This is a genomic window from Streptomyces sp. NPDC054783, assembly GCF_053611725.1.
In genome coordinates this window covers 90,490-108,893 of sequence record NZ_JBSHAY010000012.1, presented here as the reverse complement: position 1 = coordinate 108,893, position 18,404 = coordinate 90,490, and the positions used below count along the sequence as shown (strand labels likewise).

Below are 18,404 nucleotides of genomic sequence, written 5' to 3'. Positions count from 1 at the left end.
CCTAGGCAGTCCGCAGGAAGCGGTCGAGTACCCGCACGCCGAAGTGCAGCGCCTCGACCGGCACGCGCTCGTCCACGCCGTGGAACAGCGCCTGGTAGTCGAGATTCTCGGGCAGCTTCAACGGGGCGAAACCATAGCCGGTGATACCGAGCCGGGAGAACTGCTTGGCGTCCGTGCCGCCGGACATGCAGTACGGCACCACGTGCCCTTCGGGCGCGAACTCCTTGACGGCGGCCCGCATCCTCGCGAAGGTCGGCGAGTCCACCGGCGCCTCGAGGGCCACCTCCCGATGGGCGAACTCCCAGTTCACGTCGGGCCCGGTCAGATGGTCGAGGGTGGCGGTGAACTCCTCCTCGCCGCCCGGCAGATAGCGCCCGTCGACGTAGGCGACCGCCTCGCCGGGAATCACGTTCAGCTTGTAACCGGCCTCCAGCATGGTCGGGTTGGCACTGTTGCGGACGGTCGCCTCGACCAGCTTGGCCGCCGGTCCGAGCTTCTCCAGCAGTTGGTCCACGTCCGCGAAGTCGGGCTCGATGCCGTACACGGCGGCGAGTTCGGTGAGTGCGGCCCGCACCGTCGGGGTGAGGCCGAGGCGCCACTCGTGCTCGCCGATACGGGTGACGGCGGCGGCGAGCCGGGTCACCGCGTTCTCCTTGTTCACCTTGGAGCCGTGTCCGGCCCGGCCGCGCGCGGTGAGCTTCAGCCAGCCGGTGCCCCGCTCCCCCGCCGCGATGGGGTAGAGCTGCCGGCCGGCGCCGTCGTGGAAGGTGAAGGCGCCGGACTCGCTGATGCCCTCGGTACAGCCCTCGAACAGCTCGGGATGCCGGTCGGCGAGGAACCCGGAGCCGTCCTCGGCGCTGGCCTCCTCGTCGGCGGTGAACGCGACGACGACGTCCCGGCGCGGCCGTACGCCATGCCGGGCCCAGGACCGGACGACCGCGAGGATCATCGCGTCCATGTTCTTCATGTCGACGGCGCCCCGCCCCCACACGACGCCGTCGCGGATCTCCCCGGAGAACGGGGGCACGCTCCAGTCGGCGGCCTCCGCGGGTACCACGTCGAGGTGACCGTGGACCAGGAGCGCGGCGGCGGAGGGATCGGTGCCCTCGATCCGGGCGACGACGTTGGTGCGGCCCGGCGTCCGCTCCAGCAGCACGGGTTCCAGTCCGGCCCCGGCCAGCCGTTCGGCCGCGTACTCCGCGGCGGGCCGCTCCCGGCAGTCCCCGCCGCCGCGGTTGGTGGTGTCGATGCGGATCAGACCGGAGGTGAACTCCACGACCTCGTCCAGGGCCTGCTGGTCGGCCGGCTGGTCAGCCATACTGCTCCTCCACGGCGGCGGAGACGATCGTGGTGACCGCCTTGAACGTCCGGATCCCCTCGTACATCGTGGCGCTGGTGTACGCCACCTTCCGCTCCCCGATCCGCGCGACCCCGGGCACGACGGTCGCGGCCATCGCCAGGTGCTCGGCGTCGAACTCGACGGCGACGGTGAACGGCCCCGCCTCGACGGGTACATGACGCACCGCGAGCCGGGCGGCCTCCTTGGCGGCGGCGCGGATGTCGGCGGCCGTGCGCGCGGGCGTCCGGCACACCGCCGCATACCGGGACACATGGTCCTTCACCGCGACCTTCAGCGCCTCCGGCGCGTAGCCGAGCGCGTCCTCGCAGGCCACGTCGTCCCCGGTGACGAGGACGACGGGGACGCCGTACTCGGCGACGACATGCGCGTTGAGCAGGCCCTCGCTGGCGCGGGCGTCGTTCACCCAGACCCCGGTGATCTGGTTGGCGAGGTAGGTGTGGGCGAGGACGCCCTCCATCCCGGCGCCCGCGTGGTAGCCGACGAACGCGATTCCGTCGACGTCGCCGTGTTGCACGCCCTCCACCATGGACAGCGACTTGTGCCGTCCGGTGAGCATCTCGGCCCGCTCGTCGAGCCGCTCCAGCAGCAGGTTGCGCATGCTCCAGTGGGCCTCGTTGACGAGCACCTGGTCGGCGCCGCCGTCGAAGAAGCCCTCCACGGCGGCGTTCACGTCCGAGGTGAACATCGACCGGCACCGCTCCCACTGCGGCGTCCCCGGAAGCACGTCGGCCGGCCAGGTGACGCCCGTGGCCCCCTCCATGTCGGCACTGATGAGGATCTTCATGCTGCGTCACGTTACGCGCCGGAGAGCGGGCAGGCTACGACCCGGAGCGACCCTCGTCGAGGGCTCTGCCGCCGGCCCGTCTCGAAGTGCCCGGCGCCCGTGGCGGTGCGGTACGGCAGCGAGCCGGTGAGGCGGTAGCGGACGGTGGTGCGCAACTCCTGACGGACGGCGGACGTCCTTGGCCGTGCAGTGCACCGAGGGCCGCCGCGGGCAGCGGAACGGGGTGCGTGGGACGGCGGGCCCAGGCACCCCGGAAGGCCGCGGAAGGCCCCCTTACCGTGCGCCGGCCAGGACGAACCAGTGGGCCGGCAGGTCGATGCGGGTGCCGTCGGTCAGGTACTCGGTCTGCGGCAGGGTCGTCTCGCCCTCGGCGAGGATCTTCAGACCGGCCTCGCCGAGCAGACGCGGGATCTCCGGGTCGTCGGCGTCGGCCGGCTTGAGGCCGTGGTGGAAGACGCGCTGCAGCTTGGGCCCCGGGCCGCCCTCCTGGGATGCGGCGCGCCTGAGCACGTCCCGGGAGCCGGAGGTGAGTTCGACGACGAACGCGCGGCCCTCGGCGCCGATGAGCTCGGCGACGGCGGCGGCGACCGCGAGTCGCGCCTCCGGTTCGCTCTGGTGGATGACGGCGCGCATGTAGACGTTGACGTCGCCGAGACGCTCGTGCAGGGCGTGTACGGCATCGGAGTCGGTCAGGTCGAGCTGCTGGAACTCCACGGCGTCAACCTGCGTGGCGCGGCGGGCGTGCTCGACGGCGGAGTGCGAGAGGTCGACGCCGACGGCGCGCGCGAACCGGGTGGCCAGGTAGCGGGTCTGGGTGCCGTTGCCGCAGCCGAGGTCGACGATGGTGCGCGCGGGGTCCGCGTGGGGCAGCAGGAGGGCGGTGTGCGGTTCGGCGGACAGGGCGGGATCGCAGTCCCAGATCGCCTCGCCCGCGTCGTCGGAGGTTTCGTTCCAGTAACTCTCCCAGTTGCTGCGGTACTTGTCCGAGACGTTCATGCGTTCTCCCCACGGTTCGGTTCCGTGATCGGGATATCGCGAGGACCTGGAACTGGGCAAGGGGCCGGAGGTGGCCTTCACCGGATGTACGGACCCCGGACAGCCTGCGGGGGGCGCGCCGGCAGGCTGCACGCCCCCTCGTCATCCCCTTCCGCTGAGAGCCTGTTCGAACCAGACCGTCTTACGGTGCCCGCTCGCGCTGGCACCCCACTCCCGTGCCAGCCGGCTGACCACGCGCAGGCCGCGGCCCGACTCGTCGTAGGGCTCGGCGCCCACCATGGCGGGCAGTGCGGGCTCGTCGTCGGTGACCTCGAACAGCAGGGCGTCGGTACGGACCACCCGCAGCCCGACCGGCTCGCTCACGGCGTGCCGTACGGCGTTGGTGACGACCTCGCTGACCAGCAGCTCGGCGGTCTCCACGGACCGCGGCAGACCCCACCGCAGCAGCCGTTCGCGGACCATGCGGCGGGCCCGGGCGACCTCGCGCGGGTCGGCGTCGAGCCGCCACTCGGCGACGTGGTCGTCGGGGATGCCGTTGAGGCGGGCCATGAGCAGGGCGACGTCGTCCTTGCGGCCGCCGCGCGTGTTCAGGGCGCGGATGATGGTGTCGCAGGCGTCGTCCATGGAGGCCGCGGGGTGTGCGGCGGACTCGCAGAGCGCGGCGAGGCCCTCGCCGATGTCGGAGCCGCGCACCTCGACCAGGCCGTCGGTGCACAGCACCAGCCGGTCGCCGGGCGAGACCTTGACCCGGGTGGCCTCGAAGGGGACGCCACCGACGCCTATGGGGGCGCCGGTCGGCAGGTCGAGGAGTTCGCTGCTGCCGTCCTCGGCGCGGACCAGCACGGGCGGGATGTGTCCGGCGTTGGCGAGGTGCAGCTCGCCGCGGATCGGGTCGTAGACGGCGTACAGACAGGTGGCGAGGTAGTTGTCGCCGAGCCGGCGGGCCAGGTCGTCGAGGTTGCGCAGCAGTTGGGCGGGCGGGGTCTCCATGGTGGCCATGGTCTGTACGGCAGTGCGCAACTGCCCCATCATCGCGGCCGAGTTGAGGCCGTGGCCCATGACGTCGCCGACCACGAGGGCGGTGCGCGAGCCGGGCAGTTTGATGGTGTCGAACCAGTCACCGCCGATCCGCCCGAGCCGGGTGCCCGGCAGATACCGGGTGGCGATGTCACAGCCGGCCATCCGGGGCGTGACCTGCGGGAGCATGCTGTCCTGCAGGGTGTCGGCCACGTTCTCCTGGTAGGTGTACATGCGGGCGTTGTCGAGCACCAGGCCCGCCCGGGCGGCGAGTTCGGCGCCGGTGGTGCGGTCCATGTCGTCGAAGCCCGGCCGGTCGGGGCGGCGCATCAGCACCATGAAGCCGAGGACGACGTTACGCGCCTTGAGCGGGACGATCAGCAGGGAGCGGCCGCCGATGAGCGGCCTGAGGTCGCGCTTCTCGAACTCGCCCGAGATACGCTCGGACAGCTCCTCGGTGACCCTCGGGATGAGCACCGGTTCGCCGGTGACCATGCACTTGTAGAACGGCGTGTGTTCGGGGAAGGCGAAGGACTCGCCGACCGGCACGGTGTCGTCCCAGCGGCCCGGTTCGTCGTTGTGCTCGACCCACACGCGGAACATCACGGTGTGCGCGTCCGGCGGCCCGTCCGGGAAGCCCTCGCCCGCGAGGACGGCCGCGCGCAGATGGGTGCCGGCGAAGTCGGCGAACCGGGGTACGGCGGCGCTGGTGACCTCGCGGATGGTCTCACCGAGGTCGAGGGAGGAGCCGATGCGGGAGCTGACCTCGTTCAGGAACTCCAGCCGCTCGCGCACGGCGGCGTACTCCAGGTCCTGCTCGGCACCGGCCGGGACGACGACCGAAGTCACCCGCTGCTGGGGTACGACGGCCTCGGTGCGGATGCGTCCCGCGCGGCGGGGCACGCCCCAGTACGGGGTGACGGGCACCCGGTCGAACTGGCTGAACTCCAGGACCGGGTAGCCCAGTTCCAGCACCTGGGAGACGATACGGCCGCTCAGTCCCGGGCCCATGTTGGGCAGGATCTCGGGCAGCCGGCGCTCGAGTTCGTCGGAGGCGGGCAGTTCGGTGTGGCGGGCGAAGCCGGGCGAGATGCGTTCGGCGGTCTCGTCGTCGTAACCGCGCTCGTCGCGCAGCCGGGTGGCGTCGGCGGCGAGCACCAGCAGCCGCGACGGGCCGGGGCCGACCAGCGGATAGGCCCACCACAGCACGTCGAGCCGCTCGCTGTCGGGGTCCGGCTCGTGCGGGAAGAGCCGGGCGCGGCCGGCGGTGGCGTAGGCGGTCTGCCCGCCGAGGGAGGCCTCCAGGTCGGGGCCGAGCCCGTCGTACTCCTCGTAGGCGTCCGGCGTCACCTCGCCGTGCAGGTCCTCGGGAAGGGCGCCGGAGACGGGCAGCAGGTCGGCCGCGGCACGCCCGACGGCTTCCTCCCGGCCGACGCCGAACAGACGGCGCGCGCCGCTGCTCCAGTGGGACACCAGGCCGGCGCGGTCGACGACGACCACGGCCAGCGGAATCCGGCCCGCCGCGTCGCCGACGCCGCGGCCGGGAGGTGTGTCCCGCTCGCTGCCACGGTCCATGGCCCAGGCCCTCTCTCCCCACGGCTGTACGCAAACGATCTGTGCCGCCCGCCACTACGGTACGGCTACGGCCGGTCGCGATGTGTGGCAATCCTGGAATTGGTTTCACCGGATCGCACCGGTGCGCAGCTCAGCGCCCTGCGGGCGCCGCCGCGCCGCGCCCTCGTCAGTCCTCGTGCCCCAACTGCAGGTCCCGTTCGGTACGGCCGCCGCCCGCGACCTGCAGCACGGTGGCGACCGGCGGGTAGCCGGCGGCGATGACGGTGTACTCGCCGGAGGAGAGGTCGACGAACCGGAACATTCCTTCCGCTCCGGTCGTGAGGGTGTCGACGACGTTGCCGGCGGCGTCGAGCAGCGTCACGCGCGCGTCCTCCACGGGCCGGCCGCCACTCGCCCGGACCGTGCCCCGCAGCACGGCGCCGCCGGCGAGTTCGACGTCCTGGCGGGTCTCCCGGGAGGCCTGCACGCTGACCGGGAGCGCGGCCGGGCGGAAGGCCGGGGCGCTGGCGGCGAGGGTGTACTCCCCGGCGACCAGTTCGGTGATGACGTAGCCGCCCTCGCGGCCGCTGCGGGTGGCGGCGACGACCTCGCCGTGCACATTGGTGAGGGTGACGGTGGCCTCGCGCACGGGGGTGCCGTCGGCGGTGAGCACGCTGCCCGCGAGGCGTCCGGCGCCGCCGAGGACGACGTCGAGCTCGACGGGCCGTTCGCCGACGGTGACGGAGACGGCCTGCGGCTGGTGGCCGCCGGCGGCGGCGATCAGCACGTACGAGCCCGAGCCCGGCGTGCTGAGCGCGTACCGTCCGTCCTCGCCGCTCGCGCCGCGCCCGATCTGCTGTCCGGCGACGTCGATGAGGGTGAGCGCCGCGCGGGGCACCACGGTGCCGTCGGCATGCTGGACGGTGCCGCAGACGGGGATTCCGGCGGCGTAGGGCGAACGTGCCTGTGGAATTGGGGTGTTCAGGGATTCGGGTTCGGTTCCGGCGGTGTGGTGGGACACCAGAGGTTTCTCCTTGAGGAAGAAGGCGATGAGCAGGCCGAGGACGAGCACCGGGACGAGGTAGAGGAAGATCCGGGGCATCGCGTCGGCGTAGGCGCGGATGTAGGCGTCGCGCAGGGCCGGGGGCAGCGCGTGGACGAGCTGCGGGGTGATGGACTCGGGGTCGGGCAGCCGGGCCCCGGCGCGCGGCGGCAGTTGCCTGCGCAGGGCGTCGGTGAGCCGGTTCGCGAAGAGGGTGCCGAAGACCGCGGCGCCGACGCTGCCGCCGATCTGGCGGAAGTAGTTGTTGGCGCTGGTGGCGGTGCCGAGGTCGGCGGGCCGTACGGAGTTCTGCACGGCGAGGACGAGGACGGGCATCACCATGCCGATGCCGGCGCCGAGGACGGCCATCCAGATGCTGTAGTGCAGCCGGGGGGTGTCCACTTCGAGCCGGGACAGCAGCCACATGCCGACCGCGGAGACGGCGCCGCCGAGCACGGGGAAGACCTTGTAGCGGCCGGTGTGGCTGATGAGCTGCCCGCCGACGACGGAGGCGCCGACGATCCCGGCCATCATCGGCAGCATCAGCAGCCCGGACTCGGTGGCGCTGGCCCCGTCGACCATCTGCAGGAAGGTCGGCAGATAACTGGCGGCGCCGAACAGGGCGACGCCGATCACGAGGCCGACCAGACCGCTGACGTCGAAGACGGAGTCGCGGAACAGCCTGAGCGGGATGAGGGGTTCGGCGGCGAAGCGCTCGGCGACGAGGAAGAGGACGGCGGCGGCGAGCGCGCCGGCGCCGAGGCCGATGATCTGCCGTGAGCCCCAGGCGTACTCGGTGCCGCCCCAGCTGGTCAGCAGCACCAGGCAGGTGGAGGCGGCGGCGAGCAGCAGCGCACCGAGGACGTCGAAGCGCCCGCGGCCGACGGGTTTGGGCAGTTTCAGTACGACCGTGACGACGGCGAGGGTCACCAGGCCGAAGGGGACGTTGACGTAGAAGCACCAGCGCCAGGAGAGGTGGTCGGTGAAGTAGCCGCCGAGCAGCGGTCCGGCCACGGAGGCGAGGCCGAAGGCGGCGCCGATCAGGCCCATGTAGCGGCCGCGCTGCCGGGGCGGCACGATGTCGGCGATGATCGCCTGCACGCCGATCATGAGCCCGCCCGCGCCGACGCCCTGGACCGCGCGGAAGGCGATCAGCTGGTCCATGGACTGGGCCCGGCCGGCGAGCGCGGAGCCGAGGACGAAGACGGCGATGGCGAACTGGAAGACGCCCTTGCGGCCCACGAGGTCGCCGAGCTTGCCGTAGAGCGGCAGGCCGATGGTGGAGGTGAGCAGATAGGCGGTGATCGCCCAGGACATCCGGTCCAGGCCGTGCAGTTCACCGACGATCTTCGGCAGCGCGGTCGCGACGATCATCTGGTCGAGCGCCGCGAGGAGCAGGGCGAGCATCAGCCCGAAGAACACCAACCGCACGCGGCGCGTGCCGAGTTCGACGGCCGGTGCGGGGGCCTGCGGCGCGGCGGCGGGCTCTTCCCCGGCCGGTGTCACCGCCGGATCTTGCTCCACGAGTGTTGTGCCGCCCACGTACCGCTCCCCTCGCCACACCTGTCACAATTCCCGCGATACGCGTCAACTGTGACCAACTGCGGTGAGTTACGGCATCGTTCCGGACAAGGGTGATATCCACTCGAACCGGTGAAGGGGTACAACACCCCTCCACCGGTGGAGCCTTGGGGCTACTTCTCGACCTCGGCGGCGAGCAGGGCGAGCACGGCGTCGTAGATCCGGCCGAGACCCTTGGGCGCGAAGGTCTTCTCGAAGAAGCCGCCGATGCCGTCGGCGCCCTTCCAGGTGGTGGTGACGACGACCCGGGACTTCCCCTCGCCGGCCGGGGTGACGCGCCAGGTGGTGACCATGGAGGAGTTGCGGTCCTTCTCGACGAGCTCGCCGTCGGTGGGCTCGCTGACCTCCATCAGGCAGTCGCGCACGCGCTTGCTGGTGGCCTGGAGCTTCCAGTGGACCAGGGTGCCCTCGCCGTCGCCGCCCTCGCGGACCTCGTACTCGCTGAAGTGCTCGGGCAGCAGCTTCTGCCGTGTGCCGCGGTAGTCGGCGAGGGCGTCGAACACCTTCTCCGCGTCCGCCGCGACGACCCGCTCCGTAGTGGCCTCGACCTGCGCCATTGCGTTCCTCCAGGACCGTGTTTCTCGGGGTTGGGAAAAGCCAACCACCCCGGTGCCCGGCCACCAAATCCGGGGTCGCCGTCAGGGCGCCTCACCAGGGCTCGCACGATCATGGGAACAGATGTTCTATTGTGTGCCGCAGTGCTACCGAGGAGGCGTCATGCGCTGGGAGAACCTCACGGGCGAGGGCGAACACGGCCGGGCCGCGGAGGCGGCGCTGTTCGGCGCGGGCGCCGTCGTCACCCGCACGTTCGACACGCCCGAGTTCCGCGGGATCACCTTCCACGAGGTCCGGGCGCGCTCGGTGCTCAACCGGGTGCCGGGCGCCTCGCGCATGCCGTTCGAGTGGACCGTGAACCCCTACCGGGGCTGCACGCACGCGTGCGTCTACTGCTTCGCCAGGAAGACGCACGGCTATCTGGACCTCGACACCGGCATCGGCTTCGACACCCAGATCGTCGTCAAGGTGAACGCGCCCGAGGTGCTGCGCCGCCAGCTCGCCTCCCGCCGCTGGCAGGGCGATCACGTGGCGATGGGCACGAACGTCGACTGCTACCAGCGCGCCGAGGGCCGCTACCGCCTGATGCCGGGCATCATCTCCGCCCTGACCGAGCACGCCAACCCGTTCTCGATCCTCACCAAGGGCACCCTGATCCTGCGCGACCTGGAGCTGCTGGTCCGGGCGGCCGAGGTGACGGACATCGGCATCTCGGTCTCGGTGGGCTTCCTCGACACCGAGCTGTGGCGCACGGTGGAGCCGGGCACGCCCGCGCCGGAGCGCCGCCTGGACGTCGTGCGCGCCCTGGGCGAGCGCGGCATCGGCTGCGGGGTGCTGATGGCGCCGGTCATCCCGTTCCTGAGCGACCATCCGGACCGGCTGCGGACGACGGTACGGGCGATCGCGGCGGCCGGGGCCACCTCCGTCACCCCCTTGGTGCTGCATCTGCGGCCCGGCGCGCGGGAGTGGTTCACGGCTTGGCTCGGGCAACACCATCCGCACCTGGTGCGGCGCTACGAACGGCTGTACGCGGAGGGCTCCTACGCGCCCAAGTGGTACCAGCGCCGGATCACCCGTCAGGTGCACGAGCTGGCAGAGGAGTTCGGCATCGGCCCCACCCGCCCGGGCCTGGCCCGCCGGATCCGCCCGGTGCAGCCCGCCGAGCCCCCGGCCCTGGCCGAACCGACCCAGCTCACCCTCCTGTGAGGGCGTTGCCCACCCCGGTGTGAGGCGTCGTTCTGCCTCAACTCAGGGCGTTCGAGGGCTTCGGGCGACCCAAACGGGTCAACTATGCCTATAACGCGTTCTTCAGAGCGCCGATTCCGGGACGATGCGGCGGAAGATGTGGCCCTCGCGGTCCGCCGACACCTCCGTCCCGGGAGGACGCATGAGAACACGCGCAGCCGTGCTGTGCGCAGCCGCCGCCGTACTGGCGGGCTCGCTCGCCCCCGCCCCCGCCCAAGCCGCCCCGTCGGCCAACCTCAGCTGGAAGAAGTGCCCCACCGGCAACTATCCGACGCTCCAGTGCGCCTCCCTGAAGGTGCCGTTGGACCACGCGCACCCGTCGGGCCGGCAGATCACGCTCGCCCTCTCCCGCGTCCCGCACACCGCGAAGACCTCCCAGGGACCGCTGCTGGTCAACCCCGGCGGGCCGGGCGGCAGCGGACTGACGCTCGCCGGGTTCGTCGCCTCGGCACTGCCCCGAAGCGTGGCCGCGCAGTACGACGTCATCGGCTTCGACCCGCGCGGGGTGGGCCGGAGCAGCCCGGCCCTGGTCTGCGCGCCGGACCACTTCAAGACGGTGCGCCCGGACACCGTGCCCGCCACGGCGGCGCTGGAGCGGGCCAACCTCGCGCGCGCCAAGTCCTTCGCCGCGGCCTGCGGCCGCAAGTACGCCGGTGTGCTGCCGTACATCGACACCGTCAGCGCCGTGCGCGACATGGACTCCGTCCGCCGGGCGCTCGGTGTGCCCCGGATCAGCTACTTCGGCTACTCCTACGGCACCTACCTCGGCGCGGTCTACGCGAAGCTGTACCCGCAGCGGGTCCGGCGCCTGGTGCTGGACTCGGTCGTCGACCCGGCCGGCGTCTGGTACGAGGACAACCTCGGCCAGGAATACGCCTTCAACGACCGCCATCGCGCGCTGATGGCCTGGATCGCCCGGTACGACTCCACATACCACCTCGGCGGGAATCCCGAGGAGGTCGAGGCCGAGTGGTACGCGATGCGGGCGGCCCTGGCGAAGAAGCCGGCCGACCGCAAGGTGGGCGCCTCGGAGTTGGAGGACACCTTCATCCCCGGCGGCTACTACGACGGATACTGGCCCTACCTCGCCGAGGCGTTCGCGGCGTACGTGCGCGACAAGAACACCGGGCCGCTGGAGGAGGCGTACGAGAACTTCGGTGCCGTGGACGGCTCGGGGGACAACGGCTACAGCGTGTACACGGCGGTGCAGTGCCGTGACGCCAACTGGCCCGGCGGCTGGAACCGGTGGCGCGCGGACACCTGGCGGGTGTACGGCAAGGCGCCCTTCATGGCCTGGAACAACACCTGGTACAACGCGCCGTGCGCGTTCTGGCCGGCCGCGAGGCGCAAGCCGGTGAACATCGCCAACGCCGCGCTGCCGCCGGTGCTGCTCTTCCAGGCGACGAACGACGCGGCCACGCCGTACGCCGGCGGTGTCACGGCGCACCGGCTGCTCGCCCGCTCCAGCCTGGTGGTCGAGGAGGGCGGCGGCAACCACGGCATCACGCTGAGCGGCAACGCCTGCCTGGACAGGTACCTGACCGCGTATCTGACGGACGGCCGGGTGCCGCGCGGGACGGGTGTCGCCGACGCGGTCTGCGCGAAGTCGCCCGACCCGAAACCACTGGCGGCGAAGGCGGCGTCGACGTCATCACGCGGTTCGGCGCTGCACGGGTTGCTCGGTTTCCGCCGATAGGAACGGTCCGCCGGCGGGACGGCTCCGCGACCCGTCCGGGTTGTCAGTGGCGTGCTCCATCATGGAGCCATGACTGAGCCGACCCGCATCCCCGCCCCCGACGGCGTGGCCCCCGCCACCCAGTACAGCCACGTCGTCTCGGCGAGCGGCCGCTTCGTCGCCGTCTCCGGCCAGCTCGCCCTGGACGAGCACGGCAGACTGGTCGGCGCGGGCGACCCCGCGGCCCAGGCCCGCCAGGTCTTCGAGAACCTGGGGCGCTGCCTCGCGGCGGCCGGCGCCGGGTTCGAACACGTGGTGAAGCTGACCTGCTTCGTCACCGACACGGCCCACCTCCCGGCCATCCGCGCGGCCCGCGCCGCCCACATACCCGACGACCGCCTGCCGGCGTCCTCCGCGGTCCAGGTGGCCGCGCTCGTGGCACCGGAGTTCCTGATGGAGATCGAGGCGCTGGCGGTGGTGGGCGAGTGACCTCTCCCGCTGTCCGGGAGATGGCCCTCGCCGACTGCGACCGCGTCGCCGAGATCCGCATCCGCGGCTGGCAGCACGCCTATCGGGGGCTGATGCCGCAGTCGTACCTGAACGGGCTCGGCATCGAGGCGGACGCCGAGCGGCGGCGGGCCCGGTTCGCCCAGGGGGACGGCTCCGTGGTGAACCTGGTCGCCGAACAGCTGGGGAAGGTTCTCGGCTGGGCTGCGTACGGGCCGTACCGGGACGCTGAAGTGCGCACCCGGGACGCCGAGTTGTACGCGCTCTACGTCGACCCCGCACACCTCGGCGCGGGTGTCGGACGCGCCCTGCTGGCCGAGGCGGTAGAGCGGTGCTCGTCGTACCCGCGCATGTACCTGTGGGTCCTGCGGGGCAACGCCCCGGCCCGCCGCTTCTACGAGCGTGCCGGTTTCCGGCCGGACGGCGCCGAGGAGCCGTTCGAGGCGGGCGGCGTGTTGGTGCCCGAGGTGCGGTACGTCCGGGAACTGCCCGGCCGGCCGGGCGTCACCTCGCCTCCTTCTGCTGCGGGATGAGGGCCAGCGCCCGCACCGCCGCGTGAGCGAGTGCCGGATGGGCCAGGGCCTCCTTCAGGACGCGGCGGGCGCGGGGGTCGCCCAGGGTGCCGAGGCCCTCCACGCAGGCGAGGGCGACGCGGGTGTAGGGGTCGTGCGGGCGCAGCCTGCGTTCCAGGGTGGTGACCAGGGCGGGCACGGACTCCGGGGCGCGCAGGTCGGTCAGCAGCCGCACCGGGTGCAGGGCGTAGGCGACGCGGAGTTCGTTGGTGGCGAGGGCCGCCGCGGCGCGGGCGGTGCGGGGGTCGCCCAGGCGGGCGAGGGCATGGGCGGCGGAGGCGCAGCGCGGGGGGTCGCGGTGGTTGAGGAGGAGCACCAGGGACTCGAAGGCACGCCGGTCGCCGGTGAGACCGAGCCGGAACGCGGCCAGCTCCCTGGCCCACAGCGGCTGCCCGGGCGCGGTGAGCACCTCCGCGAGTTCGTCGTGGTCCTCGGTCGCCAGCAACCGGTCGAACGCCGCCGTGCCGTGCGACTCCTGCCGTAAGCGCTCCGTGAGCGATCGCAACTCTTCGTCCACGAAGCCCAGCGTAGGCGGGTGACGAGGCCCGAGGGAGCTACATCACAAAGTCCGGCCGGACTCAGGTCTGGCGCGCTCGTTACTCGCGGGTTAAGCTCAGACGAGCGAGTTACCCACTCGCACTTCCGCTCGCGACGGTTTGGTGACGCAGCCGTGGTGAGCGTGGTCGGTTCGGTACGACGTACCGCAGTACGACCCGGCTCCGGGACAGGGCCGGTCGGATTCCTGCCGATGGCCTTCGGTGGGCGTGTGCAGCGCCCGTGGCACCGGCAGCACCGGGCGTGTGCGCTCGCAGCCCGGCAACACCCGCATCCCTTTCCGCTCCGCGGTGCGCCACTCGGCGCACCCCGGCGCGCTCCTCGTCGTCACCCTCATTCCTGGAGTCCCGCGATGGCCACTCCCCTTTCCGACTCAGCCCTGTCCCCGCTCAAGACGATCGCCGTCGTCGGCCTCGGCACCATGGGCACCGGCATCACCGAGGTCCTCGCCAAGGCGGGCCGCGAGGTGATCGGCATCGACATCAGCGAGGCCCAGGCCACGAGGTACGTCGCCGCCCTGGAGGCCCGCACCGCCCACTGTGTGGAGCGCGGCCGGCTCACCGAGCAGGAGCGCACCGACGTCCTGGCCCGGGTCCGCACCTCCACCGACCTTTCGGCGGCCGCCGACGCCGACCTCGTCATCGAGGTGGCCCCGGAGTCGTACGAGATCAAGCACCAGATCCTCCGCGAGCTGGACGGCATCGTCCGCCCGGAGACGATCCTCGCGACCGGCACCAACGCCCTGTCCGTCACCCGCCTCGCCGCCGACTCGGCCCGCCCCGAGCGCGTGCTCGGCCTGCACTTCTTCAACCCGGCCCCGGCCATGAAGCTGGTCGAGATCGTCTCCTCGGTGCTGACCGCGCCGGGCGCCGTCGCCGCCGTCACCGACCTCGCGATCGAGCTGGGCAAGGAGCCGGTCGCGGTCGGCGACCGCCCCGGTTTCGTCGCCGACGGCCTGCTGTTCGGCTACCTCAACCAGGCCGCCGCGATGTACGAGGCCCGGTACGCCTCCCGCGAGGACATCGACGCGGCGATGCGGCTCGGCTGCGGCCTGCCGATGGGTCCGCTCGCGCTGCTGGACCTGATCGGCATCGACACCGCGCGTACGGTCCTGGAAGCCATGTACGCCGAGTCCCGCGACCGGCTGCACGCCCCCGCCCCGATCCTGAAGCAGCTCAGCGAGGCGGGCCTGACCGGCCGCAAGTCCGGGCGCGGCTTCTACACCTACGAGGCGCCGGGCAGCGCCACGGTCGTGCCGGACGCGCTGACCCCGGCGGCGGACGCCGCGGCGGGCCAGGGGCGCGAGGTCCGCTCGGTCGGCGTCGCCGGCTCCGGCACCATGGCCTCCGGCATCGCCGAGGTGTTCGCCAAGGCGGGCTACGACGTCGTGCTGGCCGCCCGCAGCGAGGAGAAGGCCCAGGGCGCCAAGGCCCGGATCGGCAAGTCGCTTTCACGCTCTGTCGACAAGGGGCGGCTGACCGCCGAGGCCGCCGCGCAGATCCTGGACCGGATCACCCCGGCCGGGTCCTACGACGCCTTCGCCGAGGTCGACCTGGCCGTCGAGGCGATTGCCGAGGACCTGGAGATCAAGCGGCAGCTGTTCGCCACGCTGGACAAGGTCTGCAAGCCCGGCGCGGTCCTCGCCACCACCACCTCCTCGCTGCCCGTCGTGGCCTGCGCCCGTGCCACCTCGCGCCCGCAGGACGTCATCGGCATGCACTTCTTCAACCCGGCGCCGGCGATGAAGCTGGTCGAGGTCGTGCGGACCGTGCTGACCGGCGACGACGTCCACGCGACCGTCCGCGAGGTCTGCGCGAAGATCAAGAAGCACGCTGTGGACTGCGGCGACCGGGCCGGTTTCATCGTGAACGCGCTGCTGTTCCCGTACCTCAACAACGCGATCAAGATGCTCGAGGAGCACTACGCGTCCCTGGACGACATCGACGCGGCGATGAAGCTCGGCGGCGGCTACCCGATGGGTCCCTTCGAGCTGCTGGACGTGGTCGGCCTGGACGTCTCGCTGGCCATCGAGAAGGTCCTGCACCGCGAGTTCCGCGACCCCGGTCTCGCCCCGGCCCCGCTGCTGGAGCACCTGGTGGCCGCGGGCTGCCTCGGCCGCAAGACCGGCCGCGGCTTCCGCGAGTATGCCCGCCGCTGACGGCGGCGGCGACTGGTCCCACGCGGAGACGGACTGGGGCGGACTGCTCGGCCCCGCGGACGTTCCCCCGCCCTCCTGGGGCGGGGGGACCTCCCGGGCCGGGGGAGGCTCCCGGGGCGGGGAGAGTTCCCGGGTCGGGGAAAACCCCTCGCCCGCGCACCGAACTGGGCACATGCAGTACGTTCGGGTCATGTCCCAGCCCGCCAAGTCCTCACGTACACCAGCTACGCCCGACGCGCCGGAAAGTGCCGCAGGCAGTCGCGCCGCCGCCCAGCGGCTCAAGATGCGCCGAGAACTGGCGGCAGCAGCGATGGAGCTGTTCGCGACCAAGGGGTACGAGGCGACCACCGTCGACGAGATCGCGGCCGCCGCCGGAGTCGCCCGCCGCACCTTCTTCCGCCACTTCCGCTCCAAGGAAGAGGCGATCTTCCCGGACCACGACGACACCCTGATCCGCGCCGAGGCGGTGCTCAACGCGGCCCCCGCGCACGAGCACCCGCTCGACACGGTGTGCCGGGGCATCAAGGAAGTCATGAGGATGTACGCGGGCGCCCCGGAGATCTCGGTCGCCCGCTACAAGCTCACCCGCGAGGTGCCGACCCTCAGGGAGGCCGAGATCGCCTCGGTGGCCCGCTACGAGCGCCTGTTCACGCGCTACCTCCTGGGCCACTTCGACGAGCACGCGCACGCCGACGACGCCAACGACGACCCGTTGCTGGCGGAGGTGGCCGCCTCCGCGGTCGTCACCGCCCACAACCACGTCCTCAGGCGCTGGCTGCGGGCGGGCGGCCAGGGCGACGTCGAGGCGCAGCTCGACCACGCCTTCGCGATCGTCCGGAAGACGTTCGGCACCGGCATCGGCGCCGGTCGCGGCCCGGCCCCCCAGCCGGCTTCCACCGCCCCGGCGACGGCCTCGGCGCACGGCGAGGTGCTCGTCACGGTCGCCCGCACCGACGCTCCGCTGGACGAGGTCATGCGGACCATCGAGGAAGCACTGAAGGAGCGCTGAGCGAGGCTCGGGAGGAGCCCGAGCCTCGCTTCCCCGCTGTGACGACGGCCACCCGACCGGGTGGCCGTTTTGCCATGTCAGGACCCGATTTCGAGGAGATTTCAGAGCCCGTTCGATCGATCATCGCTCATTTGTTACGTAAAGATTTCACCTGAGCCAAATTTCTGGCACTCAGTGCCTTGCCGCCTGACACGCGGTGTCATACGTTGAAGGTGTCCGGGCGGCCGGCGAGCAGAGACCATTCGCTCGCCGGCTGTCCCCAAGGGCCATGGCCCTCGCGCCCGGACGCCTGCGTCACAGGCAACCTCCCGCGCCACAAAGCGCTGCCGAAGCACCACCGAGCCGAACCGACGGCACCCTCCCAAAACCCTCAGCAGCACTCCCAAGCAGCAGCACCGACGAACCCTCAGCGCCCCTCCCTCAGGGCGCTCACCGCCGGAGGCAACACCGTGACCGTGAAGGACATCCTGGACGCGATCCAGTCGAAGGACGCCACGTCCGCCGACTTCGCCGCCCTGCCGCTCCCCGAGTCGTACCGCGCGATCACCGTGCACAAGGACGAGACGGAGATGTTCGCGGGCCTTCAGACCCGCGACAAGGACCCGCGCAAGTCGATCCACCTGGACGACGTTCCCGTGCCCGAGCTGGGCCCGGGCGAGGCCCTGGTGGCCGTCATGGCCTCGTCCGTCAACTACAACTCGGTGTGGACCTCGATCTTCGAGCCGCTGCCGACGTTCGGCTTCCTGGAGCGCTACGGCAAGCTCAGCGAGCTGACCCGCCGGCACGACCTGCCGTACCACATCATCGGCTCCGACCTCGCGGGCGTCGTCCTGCGCACCGGCCCCGGCGTCAACGCCTGGAAGCCCGGTGACGAGGTCGTCGCCCACTGCCTGTCGGTCGAGCTGGAGTCCTCCGACGGCCACAACGACACCATGCTCGACCCCGAGCAGCGCATCTGGGGCTTCGAGACCAACTTCGGCGGCCTCGCCGAGGTCGCGCTGGTGAAGTCCAACCAGCTGATGCCGAAGCCGGGGCACCTCAGCTGGGAGGAGGCCGCGGCCCCGGGCCTGGTCAACTCCACCGCCTACCGCCAGCTGGTCTCCCGCAACGGCGCCGGGATGAAGCAGGGCGACAACGTGCTCATCTGGGGCGCGAGCGGCGGTCTCGGCTCGTACGCCACCCAGTTCGCCCTCGCCGGCGGCGCCAACCCCATCTGTGTCGTCTCCAGCGACCAGAAGGCCGACATCTGCCGGTCCATGGGCGCCGAGGCGATCATCGACCGCAACGCCGAGGGCTACAAGTTCTGGAAGGACGAGAACACCCAGGACCCGAAGGAGTGGAAGCGCTTCGGCAAGCGCATCCGCGAGCTCACCGGCGGCGAGGACATCGACATCGTCTTCGAACACCCCGGCCGCGAGACCTTCGGCGCGAGCGTCTACGTCACCCGCAAGGGCGGCACCATCACCACCTGCGCCTCGACCTCGGGCTACATGCACGAGTACGACAACCGCTACCTGTGGATGTCCCTGAAGCGGATCATCGGCTCCCACTTCGCCAACTACCGCGAGGCCTGGGAGGCCAACCGCCTCATCGCCAAGGGCAAGATCCACCCGACCCTGTCGAAGGTCTACTCCCTCGAAGACACCGGCCAGGCCGCCTACGACGTCCACCGCAACCTGCACCAGGGCAAGGTCGGCGTGCTGTGCCTCGCCCCCGAGGAAGGCCTCGGCGTGCGCGACGAGGAGATGCGCGCCAAGCACCTCGACGCCATCAACCGCTTCCGCAACGTCTGAG

General features: G+C 71.7%; 15 protein-coding genes and 1 pseudogene. 7 read left to right on the top strand and 9 right to left on the bottom strand.

What is annotated here, in order from left to right; all coding sequences use genetic code 11:
- Position 1 precedes the first annotated feature (1 nt).
- From ACWGJ5_RS22100 to ACWGJ5_RS22065, 8 genes and pseudogenes are all read right to left on the bottom strand, one after another.
- Entirely contained in the window at positions 2 to 1,318 is a 1,317-nt protein-coding gene (locus ACWGJ5_RS22100) for a M20/M25/M40 family metallo-hydrolase (RefSeq protein WP_453311382.1), read from the bottom strand.
- Positions 1,311 to 2,144: a M55 family metallopeptidase gene (locus ACWGJ5_RS22095; RefSeq protein WP_453311381.1), complete on the bottom strand. Its 834-nt coding sequence runs from the start codon at positions 2,142 to 2,144 to the stop codon at positions 1,311 to 1,313. The genes ACWGJ5_RS22100 and ACWGJ5_RS22095 overlap by 8 nt, the downstream gene beginning before the upstream one ends.
- Before the next feature lie 11 nt (positions 2,145 to 2,155).
- The gene (locus ACWGJ5_RS22090) at positions 2,156 to 2,299 is read right to left on the bottom strand and encodes a hypothetical protein (protein WP_453311380.1); all 144 of its coding nucleotides are present in this window, start codon (positions 2,297 to 2,299) and stop codon (positions 2,156 to 2,158) included.
- Between the two features lie 71 nt (positions 2,300 to 2,370).
- A pseudogene (locus ACWGJ5_RS22085) lies at positions 2,371 to 2,445 on the bottom strand (hypothetical protein); the annotation flags it as partial.
- Positions 2,418 to 3,140 (bottom strand): class I SAM-dependent methyltransferase, encoded by a 723-nt coding sequence (locus ACWGJ5_RS22080; RefSeq protein WP_453311379.1) that lies wholly within the window; start codon positions 3,138 to 3,140, stop codon positions 2,418 to 2,420. The pseudogene ACWGJ5_RS22085 and the gene ACWGJ5_RS22080, both read right to left, overlap by 28 nt.
- A gap of 141 nt (positions 3,141 to 3,281) precedes the next feature.
- Positions 3,282 to 5,732: a SpoIIE family protein phosphatase gene (locus ACWGJ5_RS22075; protein WP_453311378.1), complete on the bottom strand. Its 2,451-nt coding sequence runs from the start codon at positions 5,730 to 5,732 to the stop codon at positions 3,282 to 3,284.
- A 166-nt stretch (positions 5,733 to 5,898) separates the two neighbouring features.
- Positions 5,899 to 8,295, bottom strand: coding sequence for an MFS transporter (locus tag ACWGJ5_RS22070; RefSeq protein ID WP_453311377.1), 2,397 nt, complete (start codon positions 8,293 to 8,295; stop codon positions 5,899 to 5,901).
- A gap of 152 nt (positions 8,296 to 8,447) precedes the next feature.
- Positions 8,448 to 8,891, bottom strand: coding sequence for an SRPBCC family protein (locus ACWGJ5_RS22065; protein ID WP_453311376.1), 444 nt, complete (start codon positions 8,889 to 8,891; stop codon positions 8,448 to 8,450).
- A gap of 160 nt (positions 8,892 to 9,051) precedes the next feature.
- Between ACWGJ5_RS22065 and ACWGJ5_RS22060 the strand changes: the two genes are divergently transcribed.
- The 4 genes from ACWGJ5_RS22060 (at position 9,052) to ACWGJ5_RS22045 (ending at position 12,849) form a co-directional block, all read left to right on the top strand.
- Positions 9,052 to 10,095: an Rv2578c family radical SAM protein gene (locus tag ACWGJ5_RS22060; RefSeq protein WP_453311375.1), complete on the top strand. Its 1,044-nt coding sequence runs from the start codon at positions 9,052 to 9,054 to the stop codon at positions 10,093 to 10,095.
- A 181-nt stretch (positions 10,096 to 10,276) separates the two neighbouring features.
- On the top strand, positions 10,277 to 11,830 hold the full coding sequence (locus ACWGJ5_RS22055; RefSeq protein ID WP_453311374.1) for an alpha/beta hydrolase: 1,554 nt from the start codon (positions 10,277 to 10,279) through the stop codon (positions 11,828 to 11,830).
- A 69-nt stretch (positions 11,831 to 11,899) separates the two neighbouring features.
- A complete protein-coding gene (locus ACWGJ5_RS22050) occupies positions 11,900 to 12,298 on the top strand; it encodes a RidA family protein (protein WP_453311373.1) in 399 nt (132 codons plus the stop codon).
- 20 nt (positions 12,299 to 12,318) lie between these two features.
- Positions 12,319 to 12,849, top strand: a complete 531-nt coding sequence (locus ACWGJ5_RS22045) for an N-acetyltransferase family protein (protein ID WP_453311507.1) — start codon at positions 12,319 to 12,321, stop codon at positions 12,847 to 12,849.
- Here ACWGJ5_RS22045 and ACWGJ5_RS22040 read toward each other — a convergent pair.
- Positions 12,821 to 13,405, bottom strand: coding sequence for an adenylosuccinate lyase (locus tag ACWGJ5_RS22040; RefSeq protein ID WP_453311372.1), 585 nt, complete (start codon positions 13,403 to 13,405; stop codon positions 12,821 to 12,823). The two genes, ACWGJ5_RS22045 and ACWGJ5_RS22040, sit on opposite strands and share 29 nt — an antisense overlap.
- Before the next feature lie 390 nt (positions 13,406 to 13,795).
- On the opposite strand from ACWGJ5_RS22040, the gene ACWGJ5_RS22035 reads away from it, so the two are divergent.
- From ACWGJ5_RS22035 to ccrA, 3 genes are all read left to right on the top strand, one after another.
- Positions 13,796 to 15,601 (top strand): 3-hydroxyacyl-CoA dehydrogenase family protein, encoded by a 1,806-nt coding sequence (locus tag ACWGJ5_RS22035; protein WP_453311371.1) that lies wholly within the window; start codon positions 13,796 to 13,798, stop codon positions 15,599 to 15,601.
- A 172-nt stretch (positions 15,602 to 15,773) separates the two neighbouring features.
- The gene (locus tag ACWGJ5_RS22030) at positions 15,774 to 16,610 is read left to right on the top strand and encodes a TetR family transcriptional regulator (RefSeq protein WP_228620650.1); all 837 of its coding nucleotides are present in this window, start codon (positions 15,774 to 15,776) and stop codon (positions 16,608 to 16,610) included.
- A 455-nt stretch (positions 16,611 to 17,065) separates the two neighbouring features.
- Positions 17,066 to 18,403: a crotonyl-CoA carboxylase/reductase gene (gene ccrA / locus ACWGJ5_RS22025; RefSeq protein WP_453311506.1), complete on the top strand. Its 1,338-nt coding sequence runs from the start codon at positions 17,066 to 17,068 to the stop codon at positions 18,401 to 18,403.
- Position 18,404: the final 1 nt, after the last annotated feature.

What these genes read in the sequence shown, in the direction of transcription:
- ACWGJ5_RS22060 (WP_453311375.1), top strand. Translation starts at nt 9,052, where the DNA reads ATGCGCTGGGAGAACCTCACGGGCGAGGGCGAACACGGCCGGGCCGCG.
- ACWGJ5_RS22065 (WP_453311376.1), bottom strand. Translation starts at nt 8,891, where the DNA reads ATGGCGCAGGTCGAGGCCACTACGGAGCGGGTCGTCGCGGCGGACGCG.
- ACWGJ5_RS22055 (WP_453311374.1), top strand. Translation starts at nt 10,277, where the DNA reads ATGAGAACACGCGCAGCCGTGCTGTGCGCAGCCGCCGCCGTACTGGCG.
- ACWGJ5_RS22045 (WP_453311507.1), top strand. Translation starts at nt 12,319, where the DNA reads ATGGCCCTCGCCGACTGCGACCGCGTCGCCGAGATCCGCATCCGCGGC.
- ACWGJ5_RS22050 (WP_453311373.1), top strand. Translation starts at nt 11,900, where the DNA reads ATGACTGAGCCGACCCGCATCCCCGCCCCCGACGGCGTGGCCCCCGCC.
- ACWGJ5_RS22030 (WP_228620650.1), top strand. Translation starts at nt 15,774, where the DNA reads ATGCAGTACGTTCGGGTCATGTCCCAGCCCGCCAAGTCCTCACGTACA.
- ACWGJ5_RS22075 (WP_453311378.1), bottom strand. Translation starts at nt 5,732, where the DNA reads ATGGACCGTGGCAGCGAGCGGGACACACCTCCCGGCCGCGGCGTCGGC.
- ACWGJ5_RS22100 (WP_453311382.1), bottom strand. Translation starts at nt 1,318, where the DNA reads ATGGCTGACCAGCCGGCCGACCAGCAGGCCCTGGACGAGGTCGTGGAG.
- ACWGJ5_RS22095 (WP_453311381.1), bottom strand. Translation starts at nt 2,144, where the DNA reads ATGAAGATCCTCATCAGTGCCGACATGGAGGGGGCCACGGGCGTCACC.
- ACWGJ5_RS22080 (WP_453311379.1), bottom strand. Translation starts at nt 3,140, where the DNA reads ATGAACGTCTCGGACAAGTACCGCAGCAACTGGGAGAGTTACTGGAAC.
- ACWGJ5_RS22035 (WP_453311371.1), top strand. Translation starts at nt 13,796, where the DNA reads ATGGCCACTCCCCTTTCCGACTCAGCCCTGTCCCCGCTCAAGACGATC.